The 18,027-nt window shown below is 40.4% G+C and carries 19 protein-coding genes; 15 read left to right on the forward strand and 4 right to left on the reverse strand.

The genetic code is table 11. The features are described from left to right. Window positions 1–27 precede the first annotated feature (27 nt). The 3 genes from msrA to BM386_RS03030 are packed head-to-tail and all read left to right on the forward strand — an operon-like array spanning window position 28 to window position 2,717. Window positions 28–606, forward strand: a complete 579-nt coding sequence (gene msrA, locus BM386_RS03020; protein ID WP_091691566.1) for a peptide-methionine (S)-S-oxide reductase MsrA — start codon at window positions 28–30, stop codon at window positions 604–606. Between the two features lie 38 nt (window positions 607–644). Further along, complete coding sequence (locus BM386_RS03025; protein ID WP_091691567.1) at window positions 645–2,312, forward strand: DUF6909 family protein; 1,668 nt, start codon at window positions 645–647, stop codon at window positions 2,310–2,312. Window positions 2,313–2,372: 60 nt separating this feature from the next. Then, complete coding sequence (locus tag BM386_RS03030) at window positions 2,373–2,717, forward strand: hypothetical protein (RefSeq protein WP_091691568.1); 345 nt, start codon at window positions 2,373–2,375, stop codon at window positions 2,715–2,717. Window positions 2,718–2,762: 45 nt separating this feature from the next. On the opposite strand, the gene BM386_RS03035 is transcribed toward BM386_RS03030, so the two are convergent. Then, window positions 2,763–3,266 (reverse strand): GyrI-like domain-containing protein, encoded by a 504-nt coding sequence (locus BM386_RS03035; RefSeq protein ID WP_244545443.1) that lies wholly within the window; start codon window positions 3,264–3,266, stop codon window positions 2,763–2,765. Window positions 3,267–3,483: 217 nt separating this feature from the next. On the opposite strand from BM386_RS03035, the gene BM386_RS03040 reads away from it, so the two are divergent. The 3 genes from BM386_RS03040 (at window position 3,484) to BM386_RS03050 (ending at window position 6,234) form a co-directional block, all read left to right on the forward strand. Continuing rightward, window positions 3,484–4,878, forward strand: coding sequence for a DEAD/DEAH box helicase (locus BM386_RS03040; protein WP_091691569.1), 1,395 nt, complete (start codon window positions 3,484–3,486; stop codon window positions 4,876–4,878). A 76-nt stretch (window positions 4,879–4,954) separates the two neighbouring features. Further along, complete coding sequence (locus BM386_RS03045) at window positions 4,955–5,791, forward strand: N-acetylmuramidase domain-containing protein (RefSeq protein ID WP_091691570.1); 837 nt, start codon at window positions 4,955–4,957, stop codon at window positions 5,789–5,791. Beyond that, complete coding sequence (locus BM386_RS03050) at window positions 5,788–6,234, forward strand: DinB family protein (RefSeq protein WP_170857019.1); 447 nt, start codon at window positions 5,788–5,790, stop codon at window positions 6,232–6,234. The genes BM386_RS03045 and BM386_RS03050 overlap by 4 nt, the downstream gene beginning before the upstream one ends. A gap of 74 nt (window positions 6,235–6,308) precedes the next feature. Here the strand turns inward: BM386_RS03050 and serA are convergent, their stop codons facing one another. Then, window positions 6,309–8,201, reverse strand: coding sequence for a phosphoglycerate dehydrogenase (serA, locus tag BM386_RS03055; RefSeq protein WP_091691571.1), 1,893 nt, complete (start codon window positions 8,199–8,201; stop codon window positions 6,309–6,311). A gap of 223 nt (window positions 8,202–8,424) precedes the next feature. Here serA and BM386_RS03060 point away from each other — a divergent pair, with 223 nt between their 5' ends. From BM386_RS03060 to BM386_RS03070, 3 genes are read left to right on the forward strand one after another with little or no spacing between them, the layout of a single operon-like run. Further along, entirely contained in the window at window positions 8,425–8,943 is a 519-nt protein-coding gene (locus tag BM386_RS03060; RefSeq protein ID WP_091691572.1) for a DUF4920 domain-containing protein, read from the forward strand. A gap of 5 nt (window positions 8,944–8,948) precedes the next feature. Then, window positions 8,949–9,155: a hypothetical protein gene (locus BM386_RS03065; protein WP_091691573.1), complete on the forward strand. Its 207-nt coding sequence runs from the start codon at window positions 8,949–8,951 to the stop codon at window positions 9,153–9,155. Between the two features lie 60 nt (window positions 9,156–9,215). After that, window positions 9,216–9,590 carry a DUF983 domain-containing protein gene (locus BM386_RS03070; RefSeq protein ID WP_091691574.1) on the forward strand — a complete coding sequence of 125 codons (375 nt, stop codon included), beginning with the start codon at window positions 9,216–9,218 and terminating at the stop codon, window positions 9,588–9,590. Here BM386_RS03070 and BM386_RS03075 read toward each other — a convergent pair. Next, complete coding sequence (locus tag BM386_RS03075; protein WP_091691575.1) at window positions 9,584–11,122, reverse strand: BCCT family transporter; 1,539 nt, start codon at window positions 11,120–11,122, stop codon at window positions 9,584–9,586. The two genes, BM386_RS03070 and BM386_RS03075, sit on opposite strands and share 7 nt — an antisense overlap. 70 nt (window positions 11,123–11,192) lie before the next feature. Between BM386_RS03075 and BM386_RS03080 the strand changes: the two genes are divergently transcribed. From BM386_RS03080 to BM386_RS03105, 6 genes are all read left to right on the forward strand, one after another. Further along, complete coding sequence (locus tag BM386_RS03080; RefSeq protein WP_091691576.1) at window positions 11,193–11,594, forward strand: DoxX family protein; 402 nt, start codon at window positions 11,193–11,195, stop codon at window positions 11,592–11,594. 63 nt (window positions 11,595–11,657) lie between these two features. Then, the gene (locus tag BM386_RS03085) at window positions 11,658–12,365 is read left to right on the forward strand and encodes a TetR/AcrR family transcriptional regulator (RefSeq protein WP_244545444.1); all 708 of its coding nucleotides are present in this window, start codon (window positions 11,658–11,660) and stop codon (window positions 12,363–12,365) included. Beyond that, the gene (locus BM386_RS03090; protein ID WP_244545445.1) at window positions 12,358–14,067 is read left to right on the forward strand and encodes a peptidase domain-containing ABC transporter; all 1,710 of its coding nucleotides are present in this window, start codon (window positions 12,358–12,360) and stop codon (window positions 14,065–14,067) included. Before BM386_RS03085 ends, BM386_RS03090 begins: the two co-directional genes overlap by 8 nt. A gap of 5 nt (window positions 14,068–14,072) precedes the next feature. Next, window positions 14,073–15,428, forward strand: coding sequence for an HlyD family secretion protein (locus tag BM386_RS03095; RefSeq protein ID WP_091691577.1), 1,356 nt, complete (start codon window positions 14,073–14,075; stop codon window positions 15,426–15,428). Further along, entirely contained in the window at window positions 15,425–16,813 is a 1,389-nt protein-coding gene (locus BM386_RS03100) for a TolC family protein (protein WP_091691578.1), read from the forward strand. Before BM386_RS03095 ends, BM386_RS03100 begins: the two co-directional genes overlap by 4 nt. Before the next feature lie 46 nt (window positions 16,814–16,859). Beyond that, a complete protein-coding gene (locus BM386_RS03105) occupies window positions 16,860–17,144 on the forward strand; it encodes a DUF1330 domain-containing protein (protein WP_091691579.1) in 285 nt (94 codons plus the stop codon). Between the two features lie 68 nt (window positions 17,145–17,212). On the opposite strand, the gene BM386_RS03110 is transcribed toward BM386_RS03105, so the two are convergent. Next, window positions 17,213–17,848, reverse strand: a complete 636-nt coding sequence (locus tag BM386_RS03110) for a peroxiredoxin (protein ID WP_091691580.1) — start codon at window positions 17,846–17,848, stop codon at window positions 17,213–17,215. Window positions 17,849–18,027: the final 179 nt, after the last annotated feature.

Genomic DNA, 18,027 nt, shown 5'->3' on the forward strand with positions numbered 1-18,027 from the left:
CATCTCATAACACGCTTAAAACCCAAGATGGAAAAGGAGATACAACTTCCGAAAACAGAGTTGAATATTCCAGAGGGATTAGAATTAATAACATTAGGAGCTGGGTGTTTTTGGTGTGTAGAAGCTGTTTTTCAGAGACTCATAGGAGTCGTTAAAGTAGTATCAGGCTTTGCAGGAGGAATGGTGAAGAACCCTACTTACGAGGCAGTTTGTACCGGAACCACCGGACATGCAGAGGTGATTCAGGTTTATTTTGATCCTGCTATAATTTCCTTAGCTGAGCTTTTTGAAATCTTTTGGGCTATACATAACCCAACTACACTGAACAAACAAGGATCTGATTTAGGGCCTCAGTACCGATCAGTAGTATTTTACCACAGCGCAATTCAAGGGGATATTGCCAAAGATCTTAGGTCTCAATTAGATGATTCTAAGTTGTTTGACAGACCGATCGTGACAGAAATTACAGAGTTCTCCAATTTCTATCCCGCAGAGAATTTTCATCAAGATTATTACAACCAAAACCAAGCGCAGCCTTATTGCCAGTTTGTGATTCAACCTAAAGTAAACAAGCTGAAAGGATTTTTTGCGGAACGCTTAAAATAGTATTCGCTATTTTTGTCTTGCAAAACCCATTTGCACTTATGAAAAGAACTAGAGCACACGAGTCCAGAGCCGCTATCGAGCGATTGTACATTACGATGAGACACCTTTTTACCCGGGGAAGTTACAAACCCATGGGGGTATCCGGTGAAAGTCTGGTAGATGCTTTACGCGTCTTGAGCCCAGAGATTTATGGGTTGGTGACGGATAATGAAAAGATCGAATTGGATGGATTGCTTTATGTGATGGAGCGATTGCCCCGAGGAATAGAGGAATGTAGATTTGTTCGTCTGATCAGTCGGGAAGGCTACGAGACTTCAAAGCTTGATGCGATAGTCCCAGCCAAACGTAAGCGGAATTGCTACCGGTTGGACGAGCATATCATGTATGTGGAGATGACCCGAGGTCGCTCAGATATTTACGATATTTTGACTCACTTGACGTTTTTATACATAGAGTCAAACAAGATTTATAATAACAGCACGGATCCAAAGGGTAAGATTTCTACCAACTGGTTGATGCTGGAGGAGTTTGTGCAGAAAGAAGCAGCGGGAGAGGAGTTTGAAAAAGAATCCGCCAGCGCTTACTTAAGTCATCTGATCGGGAGAACCTATGAGGAGACTATCCAGGCCGTGGATAAGTTTGAGAAAAGCAGCAATTCCAACAGTCTTTTCTCGATTGTTTACCATATGGGCAAACTAGCCCAAGAAGAAGCCACGAAAAACCTAGACCGGGAAATATCTTTTTCTACGACGCTAAGAGAGCGCATCGGTCATCACGTTTATGGAGAAATGTGGGCGAGGAGAATCAAGATCGCTCTGGATGATCACGATTTGCTGAAGCGTCCGATCCACATCATCTCTGCCAATCTTCACTCGGTTGTCAACACCATCTATGGTACGCAGTTGCTGAATCTGAAAGATTACGAAGCATTGGAAAATGTAGTGATGGACATTTCTGTCAAAGCCAAAAACAATAAAGGAGAGGCTATAGATAAATATGCGGTGAAGCATGGTTTTATCAATTTGCCAGACGAATCAGGAACTAATATAGGGGCTCAGATCATTGATACGGCACTTTTGGAAAAGGATGAATTAATTCCAGGGGTGAAGTTACCGAAGGAAAAAGCTAAGCGTCCAGTGTTTGTGGTGATGGATTATGCTTTTGGAGAGCAGGCGTATGAATGTTTTGATGAATTGTTAAAGCCTTATAATAAAGATGGAAAGCAGATTCCTCTGGATGTAGTTTCCACTTCGATCATGGGAAAAGCCGGGATTCTATACGGAGGCAAAGGTGATCTGATGATTCCAAATGCCCATGTATTCGAAGGAACTGCGGATAACTATCCTTTTAAGAATGAGTTCAAAAAAGCAGACTTCGAAGGTTATGGCTTGGGAGTTTATTCAGGACCTATGATTTCGGTGTTGGGAACTTCGCTTCAGAATAAGGACATTCTGACCTACTTTATGCAGTCATCCTGGAAGGCTGTAGGACTGGAAATGGAAGGAGCGCATTACCAGAAAGCGATTCAATCCGCTTCCAAAATCCGAAGATCAATCCGATCCAATGTGAAAGTTCTTTATGCTTATTATGCATCGGATAACCCGCTTGAAACAGGAAGTACTTTGGCTTCAGGAGCTTTAGGAATGGAAGGAGTAAGGCCTACTTACTTGATCACCTATAAGATCTTGGAGAAGCTTTTTGGGTAAAAATATCAGGCTGGACTGTAGCGTCTGGCCTTTTTTTTCGTTTTTATACAAAAGCTCAAAATGAAATACTATTTAGCTCTTCCATTACTTCTTCTTTTTTTTCTTCAAAGCTGTCAAGATGAGGATGCACCAACAAATCAGTTAGAATTCTATTGGGATCAAACTGGATGTTCTGATCCATGGAATACAAATTCTAACGACGCTGATGAGGAAACCATGCAAGCTGTTGCGGATTACTTGCTGGATCAAGGAGTGAAGGGAGCAAGAGTAATATCAATCACTGGAGATGGAGTTGAACAAGGTTGCGAAGCATGTTTTTGCACGAATGGAAACCGGATAAATATAATAATTCCGACAAATCAAAAGGATAAAATGATAGAACTTGGGTTTTCAGAATCAAATTAGTACACCCTTTTGCTAGGTCGGTCTAAATGAGATTTTCTGATACTATTAAATCTTGGGTTTTATTGGAATCCAAAACTCTTCTTCAGAATCCGGGTCATTATTCTTGTACTTTTCTCCCATCACCGCAAAATGAGGCCTATGGTCAAGTTGATATTCTGAGTTTGGAAGCCATGTCCCCAGAATATATTGATACATGGCTGGAGCTTCGCTGTCCAGACCTTTGAAACTAAAAATAGCATAAAGTCCTGATAGTATGGTGAGTGTATCCAAATCATTTGGGACAAATTCAAAGTCAGCAACTTTTACTGCAGCCCATTTATCAAATTCATTGGCAGGGGAAAAAGCTTCAAAATAAGAAAGTGAGTCATACACTTCTACAGAATACAAGTCAGTTCCAATGCCTTTTAGAATCTCCCTTTTTCGTGGCATAAATGATCTCCAAAGTTCTTGAGTCTTATCATTCAGGAAGTTCATTCTAACTTTTTTGCCGATTAGTAAGGTTTCAGGGAGTGTTTTTATAGTTGGAGTCATTTTGATGTTTTTATTCATTCTTGAAGATAATTAGCCTTATTATTCTTTCACAATTGAATTACTGAGACAGCTCATAGACTTTTATAGGGGTTAGCAGTTACCTTTTATTTGTAATGCTGAGGAGTCTTTGTATCTTGACGAGCCCAACTATTTGTCTTTCTGTACAATTAGGGGCTATATTTGGCAAGACGTAAAAGTTAGCGTCTTCTTTTTACAATACTTCACACACCTCAATTTGGACTTCTCATCATTTAATTTCGAAACCTCGCTTCAGGAAGGACTGGACGCAATGGGTTTTGAAAAACCAACTCCAATCCAGGAAAAGGCCATTCCGGTCATCATGGAAAATAAGGATCTTATCGCTTGTGCCCAGACGGGTACCGGTAAGACCGCAGCATTTATACTTCCCATTCTAAACAAGATTAGCAAGAACGGAACGAGCACCTTGAATACGCTTATTCTAGCTCCGACGCGCGAACTTGCTATTCAGATCGATCAGCAAATCCAAGGGTTTGCTTACTTCCTAGGAATCAGTTCGATTCCGATTTATGGAGGTGGTGATGGCATCGTCTGGGAACAACAAAAGAAAGCCTTGGAAACCGGCGCTGAAATTATCGTTGCTACGCCGGGACGTCTGATAGCTTTACTAGCCGGCGGAAAAATCAATCTTTCTACGCTAGAGCATTTGATTCTTGATGAAGCGGATAGAATGATGGATATGGGATTCTCAGATGACATTCTGAAAATCGTCAATTACCTTCCTAAAGATCGTCAAACAGTACTTTTCTCTGCTACTATGCCACCTAAGATCAGGCAGTTTAGTATGAAGTTTTTGAATAACCCTGCTGAGATATCTATTGCAATTGGGAAAACAGCAAAGGGAGTGACACAATCCATGTATTCTGTGTATGATACTCAGAAGGAGGAATTGGTTAGAAATATACTTTCTCAAAAAGCTTACGAAGCTGTGATAATTTTTGCTTCAACTAAGGATAAGGTAAAGTCACTTTATAAAGTTCTAAGAAAGCAATTTGAAATCGAGGCTTTTCACTCTGATCTTGAGCAAGTTGAGCGCGAAAAGATTATGTCTGCTTTCAAAAACAAGTCAGTTAAAATCCTGATTGGTACAGATATTATTTCACGAGGGATAGATGTGGTAGGAATCGAATTGGTAATCAATTACGATACGCCATCTGATCCTGAAGATTACGTGCATAGAGTAGGTCGTACAGCCAGAGCTGATATGGAAGGCGAAGCGATCACTTTTGTAAATCCTAAAGATCAATACAAGTTTGATAATATAGAAAAGCTGATCGAGATGAAAATCACCCAGATGTCTCTACCTGAGGGCTTTGAAGCTGGACCTACTTATACGGGAACTGCTTCCAAAGGCAAGTCTGACTTTGGTTCAAAGAAAAAATCCGGATTTAATAAGAATAAAAAATCAGGTTCTGGTGGCAATAGAAAGCCTTTTCCTCGAAGAGAAAATTCTAATCCTGAATCTCCAAAAGAAGCTAAGCCCAAACCTGTAGAAGCTAAAAAGCCAACCGAGCCTAATGCTACCTCTGAGCCGAAACCGGCAAAACCAGGTAGATTTGGACGACGTAAAAATGTCATAGATCCAGAGTAGGCGATCCACTAAGCAGTTGCTATTTCGAAGTACTTCAATTACATTGGAGTACTTTTTATTTTTAAACCTACTAGCAATGCAATACATAAAGCTCAGATCAAGAGGCTCATCTGTATCATTTTTACAAGAGCTCTTACGAAAGATTGGTTATGAAACTCCATCTTCGGGGTATTTCGGAATAGAGACAGAAGTCGCCGTCAAGGATTTTCAAAGTAAGAACCAACTCGTAGTGGATGGGGAAGTTGGGATCAAAACCTGGACGTTGCTTTTTGATAAGACTAAGCCTGCAGATGTGTTTGGCAGCATATTTCTAAGTGAGCAAGATTTGATTGATTTTGCAAAAAGATATCAGGTGGATCTCGCTGCAGTCAAAGCTGTGAATGAGGTTGAGAGCTCAGGAAAAGGTTTTTTTATAGATGGAAGGCCAAAGATTTTATTTGAGGGCCATATTTTTTGGAGACAATTGAAAGCTAGAGGAATAAATCCGGAGGATTTTGCCAACAGTACGAATGAACACGTTCTGTATAAAAGCTACACTAAAAAGCATTACCTAGGTGGATCTAGAGAATACGAACGCCTGGAACAAGCAGCGAGTATTTCTCCTGACCCTCGATTTAGAGAGGCGGCTTTAGCTTCTGCATCTTGGGGAAGTTATCAGGTGATGGGATTTCACGCGGTTCCGCTTGGATATCCTTCCGTTCAACAATTTGTTGATGATATGTACATCCATGAGAGAAATCACCTAGAGGTATTTGGGCGTTATATTTTAAAGAACGGTTGTTTGGACTATTTACAGGCTAAGAATTGGGCGAAATTTGCCGCTTGCTACAATGGCCCAGCCTATGCTACAAATAAGTATGATGAAAAAATGGCTAAGGCCTATTTGAAGTTTGAGAAAGATACAATACTATGATACTTGAAGAATTAATAAGACTTTTTGAGCGGGATATAGAGCGGCTGAAAGTAGAAATCAACGACTATTCCAAGGAAGAAAATCTATGGAAAGTGGAACATGACATTACCAATTCGGCAGGTAACCTTTGCCTTCATTTAGTGGGGAATATGTCTCATTTTGTAGGAAAAGAAATAGGTGGATTTGATTACACCCGAGATAGGGAATTTGAGTTCGCTGGTAAAAATGTCCCGAAAGCGGAATTGATAGCAATGGTGGAAAAACTTCAAAATGTAGTAACCGCTAGTTTGGAAGGATTGGATGAGTCAATGTTGGTAAAGGATTATCCGTTGGAAGTATTCGGCAGTAAGATGTCCCACAATTTTTTCCTGATTCACCTCTTTGGCCATTTTAGCTATCACTTAGGTCAGATCAATTATCACAGACGGATGTTGGATAAGTAGAAATTATAAAACTATAGAAACCAAAAAAGTCCCGAATCAATGGGACTTTTTTGATTTTAGAAATTGCTTAAATCCTAGTAAAGTACTCTAAATCGGATAGTGCCCGGAATATGCTTCAGAGCATCTATGGCTTCGTTTGAGTAAGCTTTGTCGATGTCCGTGATGACATATCCTATCTTCTCATTTGTCTTCAAATATTGACCCACGATGTTGATTTCGAAGTTTGCCAGGATTTGATTGATTTTAGCCAAAACACCAGGTTCGTTCATGTGAATGTGAATCAGTCTATGCGCATTTTGTAAGAAAGGCAACTGTATATTCGGAAAGTTTACAGAGTTGTAGGTGTTGCCTGTGTTGATGTATTCCATGATCTTACCAGGAACGAATCGGGCAATATTCTCTTGTGCTTCCAGCGTACTTCCTCCGATATGAGGAGTCAAGATTGTATTTGGAAGACCTATCAATTCAGAAACGAATGGCTCTTTATTGTTCTTAGGTTCTTCAGGAAACACATCGAATGCACATCCTGCTAATCTTCCAGAAAGGATGGCGTCCCGAACAGCAGGAATTTCCACCACATGGCCGCGGCTTAGGTTTACCAAGTAGGAGCCAGGCTTCATTTTTTCTATTTTCTCTTTACTCAGGATATTATGATTTTCCTTTCTTCCATCGACATGAAGAGAAATGATGTCACAGGTTTCTAATAATTCATCCAAAGAATCAACCTTAGTAGCATTTCCAAGAGCCAGTTTCTCGATTACATCGTAATAGAAAACATTCAATCCCATGTTTTCAGCAAGAACTGAAAGCTGAGCGCCAATATTTCCGTACCCAATAATTCCTAGTTTTTTACCTCTGATCTCGAAGCTTCCAGAAGCAGATTTATCCCATTTACTTTCGTGCATGGAAACTGTCTTATCTGCAAAATTTCTCATCAGGAAGATGATTTCTGCAATTGCCATTTCCACGACAGAACGCGTATTGCTGAAAGGTGCGTTGAAAACTGCAATACCTTTCTCCTGACAGGCTTCCAGATCGATTTGATTGGTTCCGATGCAGAATGCACCCACAGCGATCAGTCGATTGGCATTTTCCAAAACTTTACGCGTGATGTTAGTCTTGGATCGAATACCGATGATGGAGACTGTTTTGATTTTCTCGCACAGCTCTTCCTCAGACATAGCCGAGCTTACAACCTCTACTTCGTAGCCTTCTTCTTTGAGTAAATCGACACCGATTTGGTGGACATTTTCAAGGAGCAATACCTTGATTCTGCTTTTTGGGTAAGAGAATTTCGTGTTCAAATTATTGACGTATAGGATTTCATCCAAACTAGGCGCGATATGATCTGCCTCTTTGGTTACTTTAGGACGGTTTACATTTTCAGTAAATGCATAAAACTTATTGGCTAGACCGGATTTCTTGATCTCATAATCCGTATATCCATCACCTATCACATAGATTTCACCTTCAAGGTTGATTTTTTTGATGGTTTCTGCCTTTCCATTATTCTGGGAAAGGGGATTGTCACGGTTGAAATCTATAATATTATCCGCATCATCATAGACAAATTCATTTGCAAATACATTGTCTTTATGAATGCCATAAGCTCCTACGATAGGAATAATAAAATCCTTGAATCCATTGGAGACTATGTAGATATTATCCGCATTTTCCTGAAGGAATTCCTTGTTGCGTTCAAAGGATTTGGAGACTTTCTTTTTCAAGGCAGCGATCAAATCTGTGATTTGAGATTTGTTTGCTTTGAGAATATCAATTCGTTGGATCAAACTGTCACGGAAAGTCACATTGCCTTCCATACCTTTGTCCGTGATATCCTTAATCGCTTGTAGTTTTTCCTCTCTTTTTGGATCATTGAGAAGGCTGATTTCCCCCAGAATATCCAGGGCTTCCACTTGGGTAAAAGTACTGTCAAAATCAATGATGAACTTCGTTGGGTGAGGCATGTGCAGGGTCAATAGGTTAATTCTGGCGTAAAATTACAGGATTGTTAAAAAAATTGAAGTTTTATTGAAAAAATTGTTTCAAATCTTTTTCGCAATCGATTTTTTTGTAAAAAATAAGCGAAATAGGCTGGAATTTCGAATTCTCATAAGTTTGCCAAACATTCGAGCTTTTCTTTTTCTCTCCAAAACTTCGGCGTATTTTTGAGCATAAATCGATAATGCCATGAAGAAATCATATTTAGTTATACTCGGGTTAGTAATTGCTTTGAGCACTTCTTGCCAAAACCAAAAGGCTGACTCAGCTGTAGAAGAAGTAGTTACCGAAGAAAGCTCCACTAAAGAAATTCCTGGTAAATACGGAGCAGATCTTGAAGATACAGGTGTAGTATCTCCTTCAGAGATGATATCTGTGGTAGAAAAGGAAGGGAATTTTGAAGGAAAAATCGCTGGAGAGATCAAAGAGGTTTGTACCAAAAAAGGATGTTGGCTGACAATGGATCTTCCCAATGGAGAAAGCATGCGAGTGACTTTCAAGGACTATGGATTTTTTGTCCCTACTACTTCTCAAGGATATCCTATCATTTTGGAAGGCGTAGCTGTTTTGACAGAAACAGATGTGGAGACTTTGAGACATTATGCTGAAGATGGCGGAATGAGCAAGGAAGAAGTTGCCGCGATTACTGAGCCTAAGCGTGAAATTACCTTTGAAGCTGTTGGCGTTATGATCAAAGAAAAAGCATAAGATATATGCCAATAGCGCTAGATAACCTGCGTGTGGGTAGAAAGTACCAATTAGTGAACATGGGAGAGGTACGGCAAGTTGAGATTATTGCTCGCTTGAGAGGTGCAAACTTCAAAGTAAAGGATCTCGACACCCTGGAATTTTACACGATTGAAGAACTTCTTCAATGGGGGATAGGCAAGGATTACGATATCGATGAGATCTATCGCTGATCAAACTTGTAGCTAAGTCTTTTCGTTTTTAGCGTTTCCTATTTCCATTACAAATCAGATATGAGTAATAAAAGTACCATTAAGGCAGTTGCTAAGGCAAAATGTCCACAGTGCCACGAAGGAGATTTGTTTTCTGTACCTGTTTATAGCTATCGCAAATTGTCTGATGTCAATAAATCCTGCTCGGTTTGCGGAGCCAATTTTCATGCAGAACCGGATTTTTTCTACGGAGCAATGTACGTGAGTTATGCATTCTCCGTAGCGCTGGTAATCACCACTATGGTGGTGCTGAATGTATTGATGGAGCGTCCAGAAGTTTGGATGTATCTGACTATGGTTGCTGTTTCGAATGTGATTTTGTTGCCATTAATGCTTCGCTACTCCAAAGTGCTATATCTCTATAATGTGGGTAAATTGAAATACCGGGGTTATTGATTTTCTAAATATTTTTTGGGCGAAATCAGAATCAAAATCAAGCAAATTGATACCAGAAGCAGGAAAAAAAGTGCTGGTAAACCTCCGATAACTGAAAGAATTCGAACCCCATCGATTCCTGAATAGTTGATCATCACCCAGGACAGGAATCCTATTAAAACTCCCCAAATCACCTTCAGATTAGTATCTGAGCGAAATGGATCTCCACCTTGCTTGCTCATGCTAATACTGGCTAAGGCATCGGTGCTCGAATCTGCCGCTGTCACATAGGATATGAAAATGCCAAGGATGAAAAGCTGCGCAAAAACTTTGAAATAGCCCATATCCTTAAATACCTGATAGATGATGGATTCTGGGCCCGAAGTCTGGAAAAGGTCTTGGTATAGGACAGGGTTTATGGAGGCAAAATCCACCGTTGTTCCTCCAAATATTCCCATCCAAGCCAAACAAAAAAGAGCTGGTAAAAACCAGTTGACTAAAAGGAATTCCCTTACCGTTCTACCTACCGCTATTTTGCCCAGAAATAAAGCTGTCATAGGAGCCCAGGCCATCCACATTGCAAAATTGAAAGTGGACCAATCGTAGGTCCAGCTATTTCCTGCCCCACTCAGTTGCAAACTTAAGTCTGTGAAATTTGACGCGTACTCTCTGAAGCCAGTAAGTATGGCATTCATTATTTTCCCCTGTTCCCCCAATAGCACAAATAGGCTAGCGATCAGAAAAAAGAAGCCCAAATTGAATAAAGAGAGATTCTTTATTCCCTTTTCAATCCCTGTGGAAGCTGAGATAATGAACGTTACTATAATCCCAAGGGTGATCAACCCTGTAAGTAATGAGGGGTTTAACTCGGGTAAAAAAGCTAGAAATCCGCCAGATAGACTCAGGATTCCTGCTCCAAGAGCCGCAGCCATTCCTGATACTAAAGCAAAGAGGCTAAACATATCCAAGCCAGTTTCCCAGTGTCGATGCGGTTTACTTCCCAAAATCGGCCTGAGCATGATGCCAAGGCTAAAGCGGCTTTTACCTGAATAATACATTAAAGCAAAAACTAAGGCAGGAACTGCATAAATCGCATATGGTGTAAACCCCCAGTGAAAATATAAAGCGCCTATGGCGAAAGACTTAGCCTCTTCTGACCCAGGTTCAAAACCCTTAAAATCAGGCGGGAAAAGGAAATGGGAGAGTGGCTCCGCACTTCCCCAAAACAAGATTCCAACCGCAATGGTTGTGCAGAGGACAATTGCAAACCAGCTAATTCTAGTCAATCTTGGTTTAGCGTTTTTTCCACCGATTTTATAGTTGCCCAAGCGTGAAAACAATACAACAACAGTCAATATTGTCATCAGAAAAGATACCCAACTGAAACCTAGAGAAAAGTTACTTAATATGAGTTGCTGAATATTCCTGAAAACGGAAATAAATGAGTCAGGAAAAAGAATGCTGCTGGCTACAGCTATAATTAACAGGATAAACGGCGGCCAAAAAACCCAGGGACGTATAGTTAAACTGAAAAAGGTAGTGTTTCTTGTCATCGAGGCAGAAAGATACCCGATTTAGGTTTCCTACAAAAATGTGATTCTAACTAGATTACCTTAAAGCAAGATGAATAAATTCAAGACTATATCTTTATATGTGATGGCGATTATATACCTACTCGCGGGGATCAATCATTTTTTAAATCCTGAAGGATATATTCAACTCATACCTGACTATCTGCCAAATCATTCCCTGGTTAACATCTTAGCGGGAATAGCTGAAATAGGTTTGGGTTTAGGGCTTTTATTTGGTAAAACCCGCTGGTTATCGGCATGGGGAATAATTCTGATGCTGATCGCTTTTGTTCCATCTCATGTCTATTTTATCCAGCTTAATTCCTGTATTGAAAATGGGCTTTGCGTAGCTCCCTGGATAGGATGGGTTAGATTGATCATTATTCATCCCTTGTTGATTGGATGGGCATATCTATATACTTCAAAGAAAGGAGGACCTAGAGTTGATTCATGAATTTCCCGATAGTCTGTTAGTATTACTAACAATTTGAAAGATTTATTAACTTTTTTAACAGCTATGCGTTATCAGGATAGTCAAAAGTCTTTTATGGAGAATTTGTTGAATAACATCAAGATGGAGGTTCACGATAATCTCTACCTGAAGGAACCATTTAGCTCTGAGTTGGGTAGTTCTATCGTGCAAGAAGGGGCCATTCTAATTTGTAACTTGGGGATGGAAAATTTCACCTTCAAAAAACTGGCCGTACACATCGGAGTGACAGAAGCAGCGGTTTATCGGTATTTTGAGAATAAGCACATGTTGTTGCTTTATCTTACGGCATGGTATTGGGCATGGATGGAAGTTAACTATGTGTATGCCACTGCAAATTTGGAGAGCAGTAAAGCCCGGCTTTCTATCGCGATGAAACTCATGGTGAATGGACCTGTTTTCATGAAAAATGCACACATTGACCCAGAAAACCTACGTAGTATCGTAGTCAATGAATCCTTAAAAGGATATCTTACCAAGACAGTAGATGTGGAGCATGAAAGTGGAATATTCGCCCAAGTTTACAATTTCGGAGAGCGGATTTCTGAATTGATTTATGAAATTAACCCAACTTATCCTTTTCCAAAAACCCTGGCTTATACGGTGATAGAGTCTAGTTTACTTCATGCGTTCAATGCCAAACACTTACCGGGCATGACGGAGAAATCCCTAGATTCAGAAAACCGTCTGGTCTTTTTTGAAGATTTGATTTTAAAGGCAATTTCCAATGATTAATACAAAGACAACCACTCCGATGAAGCGATTCTTCAATCTGCTGAAAGAGGAAAAAGACCAAGTTTATTCTATCTATTTTTATGCGATTTTGAATGGTCTGGTGGCTCTTACACTTCCACTGGGAATTCAGGCTATATTGAATTTCGTGCTGGGTGGTAGGATCACTACTTCTTGGGTGATACTGGTAATAGTAGTGGGAGCTGGTATCGCATTTGGAGGATTCTTGCAGATTTCGCAGTTGCAGATCACGGAGAAACTGCAGCAGAGAATTTTTGCAAAATCAGGACTTTCTCTGGCTTACAGATTACCAAAAATCAAGTCAGAGCTTCTCCACGGATCATATGCTCCAGAAATAGTAAATCGTTTTTTCGATACCGTGAATCTTCAAAAAGGTGTCTCTAAGATTCTGGTAGAATATTCTACAGCCTTGATCCAGGTTATTTTTGGACTGATTTTACTTTCCTTTTACCATGCGACGTTTATCCTTTTTGGAATCGTACTGGTATTGATATTAATAACTATTTTCTATTTCACCAGCCCAAAAGGTATGGCTACTGCGCTGAAGGAATCCACCTATAAATACGAAACTGCCTATTGGTTGGAGGAGATTGGAAGAACTTTAAACACCTTTAAACTCGTGGGAGGGAATTCCAAGCTTCCGATTCTCCGGGTAGATAAATTACTCAAACGATACATAGATTTCAGATCGAATCACTTTTCTGTTCTGATTCTGCAGTACAAAGTTCTGATTGGATTCAAAGTGCTGATTGTTACCAGCTTGCTGATAGCAGGAAGTTTGTTGCTTATCAATGAGCAGATCAGTATCGGACAATTTGTGGCAGCGGAGGTGATCATTCTGATGGTAGTGAATGCTGTGGAAAAGCTAATACTTTCCCTCGAAACAGTGTATGACACGCTGGTGGCTTCAGAGAAACTTGGTCAGGTCATGGATATTGAGTTGGAAGATCACAAGGAGTCAGAGAAAGACATCACTCAAGTATCCAACGGGATCAAGTTAGCAATGGAAAATGTGATTTTCCAGCCTAGAGATGTGAGTAGCCCCATAGTGAATGGAGTCTCGCTTACTATAGAGCCCGGCACGAAGGCTGTGATCACAGGAAAAAGCGGCAGTGGTAAAAGCGCCATGTTGGCACTTTTCTCTGGACTTTATCAAACCTACCAGGGAATTATCAAAATCAATGATCTGTCTCTGGATCTGATTCATTTGGATAAATACCGAACCGTAGTAGGGGACTGCATGGAACTACAGCAGATATTTCACGGAACGATATCCGAGAACATTCTAGTAGGAAGAGATATTGATCCTAAGCAGTTGGAATTTCTTATTGAATTAGTCGGTTTGAAGGAGTTTATATACCAACTACCGGATGATCTGAATACGGTTTTGCTACCAGAGGGCAGGGGGCTTTCCAGAAAAATGGCACAGGCAATTATGCTGGCTAGAGCATTTGTAGGTCATCCCAAAGCTATGATTTTGGAAAATGCACTGCAGCATCTAGATCTAGATGTGAAGGAGCGGGTTCAGGCTTATTTATTTCAGGGTGATTGGACCCTGTTGATGGTGACTCAAGACCCAGAGGTGGTCCGCTCTGCGAGTCAGGTAATCGTGATGGACAATGGTCAGCTGATATTTCAGGGCAACCAAGCTGGATATCAAAATTTTTTAAACCCTAACACCTAAAGAAAATGTTAAATATCTCTGAAAATAAGATCTTAGATAGGAGTCATTTTGATCATGCTGAAAGCCTGACAATGACCGTTGCTACTAAGCAGAAAAAAAGAAGAGTTAGAATTCTTTTTGTGTCCTGCTGCGTGGTATTTCTTATCCTATTCCTTCCTTGGACTCAATACATTCGCTCCAAAGGATATGTGACCATGCTGCAGCCGGAGCACCGTGCTCAGACTATTCACTCAGTGATCGCTGGTAGGATCGAAAAATGGTATATAAATGAAGGAGCTTTCGTGTCCAAAGGGGATACTATTGTAAGTATCTCAGAGATCAAAGATGAGTATTTCGATTCCTTGCTCCTGCCTAGAACGCAGTTGCAGGTACAAGCCAAAAATCTATCTGCACTCTCATACAAAGAAAAAGTCAAGGCCTTGGAAAGTCAAATAGAAGCGCTGAAGCGAAACAATATCCTACGAAAAGAGCAGGCTAGAAATAAACTGGAAATGGCCGAATTGAAAGTGGAGTCTGATAGTATTCGATTTGAGCAGGCTAAAGTCAACTTTGAGATAGGTGTAAAACAATTAGGCAGGGCAGAAAAACTCTATGAAGAAGGCTTACGCTCTCTGACTGACCTAGAGACTCGCAGATTGAAGTTTCAGGAGGTACAGGCCAGCGTAATTAGTGCAGAAAATGACCTCTTAAGTAGTAGGAATTCATACATCTCTGCGGTGCTGGAGCTTGATGCGATCGATAACGACTTCAGAGACAAGTTATCAAAAGCAGAATCCGATATGTTCACTGCCCAATCCAGTCAATATGATGCGGAAGGCTCCGCGACAAAACTGGAAAATCAATATTCGAACTATGAAGCCCGAACTGGTTTCAGACATATTTTGGCTCCTCAGGATGGTTTCATTGCTGAAGCTATACAAGTCGGTTTGGGAGAGACAATTAAAGAAGGGGACCAGATAGTAAATATTGTGCCTTCAAATGGGGAATTAGCCGTGGAGATGTATGTTTCTCCAGTGGATTTGCCTCTGATGGAAGTAGGGAAAAAAGTGCGATTCATCTTTGATGGCTGGCCTGCAATCGTATTTACCGGTTGGCCTAGAATCTCCAACGGAACTTTTGGTGGGGTGATTGTAGCTGTCGATCAGTTTGCTGGCAAATCCAATCAATTCAGAGTACTAGTAGCAGAAGATCCTGAAGAAGAGCCTTGGCCTTCAGTGTTGCGGGTAGGATCTGGGGCAGATGGGATAGCCTTATTGAATGACGTGCCGGTATGGTACGAGATCTGGCGTCAGTTGAACGGTTTCCCTGCGGACTTCTATACCAGGAAAGAGAAAGAACAAATAGCAAAAGGAGAGAAATGAGAAGACTGTATTTTACTTTCTTACTTTTAATTTTCGGGTTAACTGCCTACGGGCAAAATGCTGATACGCTGAAGTTTGAGACGTATTTGGACTGGGTTCAATCCTACCATCCTATTTCTGCCCAAGCAGATATTTTGCTGACAATGGGAGACATGGAAGTCCGAACTGCAAGAGGTGGCTTTGATCCCTTACTTTATGGTAATTTGGATGAAAAGAGCTATGATGAAAAGAGCTATTATGACAAGAGAGAGGCAGGTATTTCCATTCCTACTTGGGCAGGCATAGAACTTAATGGAGCTTTTGAGCAAAACACCGGACAATACCTCAACCCTGAAAATTCGGTTCCCTCTGGAGGGCTACTTTCTGCTGGAGCATCGATCAACCTCGGACAAGGTTTGATTTTAGATGATAGAAGAGCTGGATTGCGAAAGGCTCAGATTTACCAGCAATCCACGGAATCTGAGCGGATCGGCCTATTAAATGAGCTTTATTTACAGGCAACCGATGCCTATTGGAACTGGTCTCTGGCATTTGCTAATAGGCAATTACAGGCAGAAGGCGTAGAACTGGCGGAAGTAAGATTTCGAGGTGTAAAGATTAGTTACGAGCAGGGAGATTTTCCCGCTATCGATACGGTAGAGGCTGCTACTCAACTTTTAAATAGACAATACAACCTTCAAAAAGCCGAAAATGAGCTTTTTATTCGTATGCAGGACCTCAATAATTTTCTTTGGGATGAAACAGGAAATCCTATAGCACTAAACCCAGGAACAATCCCAGAAAGTTTGCAACCAGATGAGCCACTTGTTTTAAATCAAGCTGAGTTGCGCACCCTGGTAGCTAGTCATCCTGAGTTAATGATAGCTGACTTCGAACTGGCAAGTTTGGATGTGGATAGGAGACTAAAAGCTCAGCAGATCATTCCGGTAGTAAAACTGAAGTATAATTTTCTTTCAGAAGAGTTCAATCAGTTTGACCAAGCAGGCTTTTATGAAAACAACTATAAATGGGGACTCTCGGTCTATACACCGCTGATGTGGCGAAAAGCAAGAGGGCAAACTCGCATGGCAGAAGCGAAGATTGATTTTAAACAAAATTCCCGGGAGCTCAAAGAAATCCAGCTCCGAACCAAATTAGAAAATGAATTGAATGGATGGGAGGCAATAAACGCTCAGATTAACACCTATGCTAGAAATGTAATTGCTTTGGAAATGTTGTTGCAGGGTGAAGTCAGGAGATTTGAGATTGGAGAAAGTAGCTTGTTTTTGGTTAACTCTAGAGAGGTTAGCTTATTCAATGCCAGAGTAACCCTGAATGAATTGTTTTCCAAAAGAAAGATCGTATATGCTAAATCCAGGTTCGCTGCCGGAGTTGGATTTGAATGAGCCCCAGATTTAAAGTAAATTCGTCAATCATTAAAAAATTATAATCATGCCTGCCTTTGTTATTGTGGAAGTTGATATCACAGATCCCGAAAAATACAATGCCTATAAGCAACTAACGCCAGCCACAGTATCTGCTTTTGGAGGAAAGTTTGTCCTCCGTGGGAATCCAGTGACAGTATTGGAGGGAGAGTGGAATCATGAACGCTTGGTGATGCTTCAGTTTCCTACAAAAGAAAAAGCCGAAGCTTGGTATAATTCAGAAGGATATCAACACGCTAAATCAGTAAGAGAAGGTGCTGCCAAAGCAAAATTTCTATTAGTAGAATCTTAAGATTTAGATAAAAATAAGATTTAAAAAGGCTTCCGATTGGAAGCCTTTTTTAATTGAATACCAGTTGTTTATAAATCTGGCTGAGGAGTCATTCTCAAATAAGGTTTGATCACTTTATGACCTTTAGGGAATTTGGCTGGAATATCTTCGGTCTTGATGCCGGGGGATACCACTACATCTTCACCTTGCTTCCAGTTAGCTGGAGTAGCTACAGAGTAATTTGCAGTCAACTGAAGAGAATCTATCACTCTTAGCAGCTCATCAAAATTTCTGCCTGTACTTGCTGGATAAGAAATAATCAGTTTCACCTTCTTGTCATTTCCAATAATGAATACTGAACGAACCGTAAAATTTTCACTGGAATTTGGGTGAATCATATCATACAATTCTGATACTTTTCTATCCTCATCCCCAATAATTGGGAAGTTGACAACAGTGTGTTGTGTCTCATTGATATCAGAAATCCAGCCTTTGTGATTTTCTACGCCATCTACACTAAGAGCTAATACTTTGGTGTTTCGCTTTGCAAACTCATCTTTGAGCTTAGAAACAGCTCCTAATTCTGTGGTACATACGGGAGTGTAATCTGCAGGATGGGAAAATAGGACGCCCCATCCATCTCCTAAATATTCGTAAAAGTCAATTTTTCCTTCTGTGGTGTCGGCCGTAAAGTTTGGGGCCGTATCGCCTAATCGTAATGCCATGTTGTTAATTGTTTAAAAGTTCTAGTTCAATTCACCAATATAACGTTCAGTCATCCTTTCAGTTCGTGTTTTTCAAAATCTTTGTGAAATTATCGTTCATTGTAAACCCAATTGAAAAAATGACAGTTGTAAGTCCAACTATTACTTTTACCTCGTACATAAATTAAAACCAAAACACC

This window comes from Algoriphagus locisalis (assembly GCF_900116615.1).
GTDB classification, from domain to species: Bacteria; Bacteroidota; Bacteroidia; order Cytophagales; family Cyclobacteriaceae; genus Algoriphagus; species Algoriphagus locisalis.